The 2,456-nt window shown below is 70.4% G+C and carries 2 protein-coding genes; both read left to right on the forward strand.

Annotated features, from left to right (window positions below):
- Nucleotides 1-1,295, forward strand: a 1,295-nt coding sequence (gene ftsW, locus GT042_RS23110) for a putative lipid II flippase FtsW (RefSeq protein WP_161310644.1), incomplete at its 5' end; no start/stop codon positions are given.
- Nucleotides 1,296-1,301: 6 nt separating this feature from the next.
- Nucleotides 1,302-2,396, forward strand: a complete 1,095-nt coding sequence (murG, locus tag GT042_RS23115) for an undecaprenyldiphospho-muramoylpentapeptide beta-N-acetylglucosaminyltransferase (RefSeq protein WP_161310645.1) — start codon at nt 1,302-1,304, stop codon at nt 2,394-2,396.
- Nucleotides 2,397-2,456 lie beyond the last annotated feature (60 nt).

Genomic DNA, 2,456 nt, shown 5'->3' on the forward strand with positions numbered 1-2,456 from the left:
GCAGGGGCGGCGGCCCCCGCGCCCCCAGGCCGCCCCGCGGCGGCGGGATCAGGCGCAGGTTCGAACAGGCCAGGCGCACCTGGGACCGGCCGCTCACCGCGTACTACCTGATCCTCGGCAGCAGTCTGCTGATCACCGTCCTCGGACTGGTGATGGTGTACTCCGCCTCGATGATCAAGGCGCTGGAGCTGTCCCTGCCCGGCGCGTACTTCTTCCGCAAGCAGCTGTTCGCCGCCGCCATCGGCACCGCCCTGCTGCTGATCGCCTCCCGCATGCCCGCCAAGCTCCACCGCGCCTTCTCCTACCCGCTGCTCGTCGGCACGGTCTTCCTCATGGCCCTGGTCCAGGTCCCCGGGATAGGGCAGTCCGTCAACGGCAACCAGAACTGGCTCTCCGTAGGAGGCCCCTTCCAGCTCCAGCCCAGCGAGTTCGGCAAGCTGGCGCTGATCCTGTGGGGGGCCGACCTGCTCGCCCGCAAACAGGACAAGCGGCTGCTCTCGCAGTGGAAGCACCTGCTGGTGCCGCTGGTCCCGGTCGCCTTCATGCTGCTCGGGCTGATCATGCTCGGCGGCGACATGGGTACGGCGATCATCCTCACCGCGATCCTCTTCGGCCTGCTGTGGCTGGCCGGGGCGCCCACCCGGCTGTTCGGCGGGGTGCTGGGCCTCGCGGGTGTGGTCGGGTTCGTCCTGATCAAGACCAACGAGAACCGGCTGTCCCGGTTCTCCTGCGTGGGGGCGATCGACGTCGGCCCCAACGGCGAGTGCTTCCAGGCCGTGCACGGCATCTATGCTCTTGCCTCCGGCGGATGGTTCGGTTCGGGGCTGGGCGCCAGTGTGGAAAAGTGGGGCCAACTTCCCGAACCGCACACCGACTTCATCTTCGCCGTCACCGGGGAGGAACTGGGGCTGGTGGGGACGCTGTCGGTGCTCGCCCTGTTCGCGGCTCTAGGCTATGCGGGTATTCGCGTGGCCGGACGCACGGAGGATCCCTTCGTGAGGTACGCCGCGGGAGGTGTCACCACGTGGATCACGGCCCAGGCCGTGGTCAACATCGGTGCGGTGCTCGGTCTGCTGCCGATCGCCGGAGTCCCGCTGCCGCTGTTCTCCTACGGAGGATCGGCTCTGCTGCCGACCATGTTCGCCGTCGGGCTGCTGATCGCCTTCGCGCGGGACGATCCCGCCGCGAAGGCGGCCCTGGCCATGCGGCAGCCTGTCTTCAGCAGGAAGCGGGCCGGGGTGAGATGGAAGACGATGAGACGGCGCGTCAAGAAGCGTCCGTCCGGAGAGCGGTGAATTTCGGTGCATGTCGTACTCGCCGGTGGGGGGACCGCCGGCCACATCGAGCCCGCGCTCGCCCTCGCGGACGCCCTGCGCAGGCAGGACCCCACCGTGGGGATCACGGCCCTCGGCACGGAGCGCGGCCTGGAGACCAGGCTCGTCCCCGAGCGGGGGTACGAACTGGGACTCATCCCGGCCGTACCGCTGCCGCGCCGCCCCACCCCTGAACTGATCACCGTCCCGGGACGGCTCCGCGGCACGATCAAGGCCGCCGAGCAGATCCTGGAACGCACGAAGGCCGACTGCGTCGTCGGCTTCGGCGGCTACGTGGCGCTGCCCGGCTACCTCGCCGCCAAGCGGCTGGGCGTGCCGATCATCGTGCACGAGGCCAACGCCAGGCCGGGCCTCGCCAACAAGATCGGGTCGCGGTACGCGGCGGCGGTCGCCGTCTCCACGCCGGACAGCAAGCTCCGGGGCGCCCGCTACATCGGCATCCCGCTGCGCCGGACGATCGCCACCCTCGACCGGGCCCGGGTCCGTCCCGAGGCGCGCGCGGCCTTCGGCCTCGACCCCAACCTGCCGACGCTGCTGGTCTCCGGCGGCTCGCAGGGCGCACGCCGGCTCAACGAGGTGGTGCAGCAGGTCGCTCCGGTGCTCCAGCGCTCCGGGATCCAGATCCTGCACGCGGTCGGCCCGAAGAACGAATTGCCGCATGTGGACAACATGCCCGGAATGCCGCCCTACATCCCGGTACCGTATGTGGACCGGATGGACCTCGCGTACGCGGCGGCGGACATGATGCTTTGCCGTGCGGGCGCGATGACCGTCGCCGAACTCACCGCCGTCGGGCTGCCGGCCGCCTATGTGCCGTTGCCCATCGGCAACGGCGAACAGCGGCTCAACGCCCAGCCGGTGGTGAAGGCGGGCGGCGGACTGCTCGTCGATGACGCGGAACTGACGCCCCAGTGGGTGCAGGGCAACATCCTGCCGGTGCTCGCCGATCCGCACCGGCTGTACGAGATGTCCCGCGCCGCCGCCGAGTTCGGGCGCCGGGACGCAGATGATCTGCTTGTCGGCATGGTGTACGAGGCGATTGCCGCACGCCGGCAGGCGTAGCGCGCCGCGAGGCGCCGAACCAGGGAGGCAGGGAGCGTGGCCGGACCGACGACCGCCGCA

This window comes from Streptomyces sp. SID3212, assembly GCF_009865405.1.
Classification (GTDB): Bacteria; Actinomycetota; Actinomycetes; order Streptomycetales; family Streptomycetaceae; genus Streptomyces.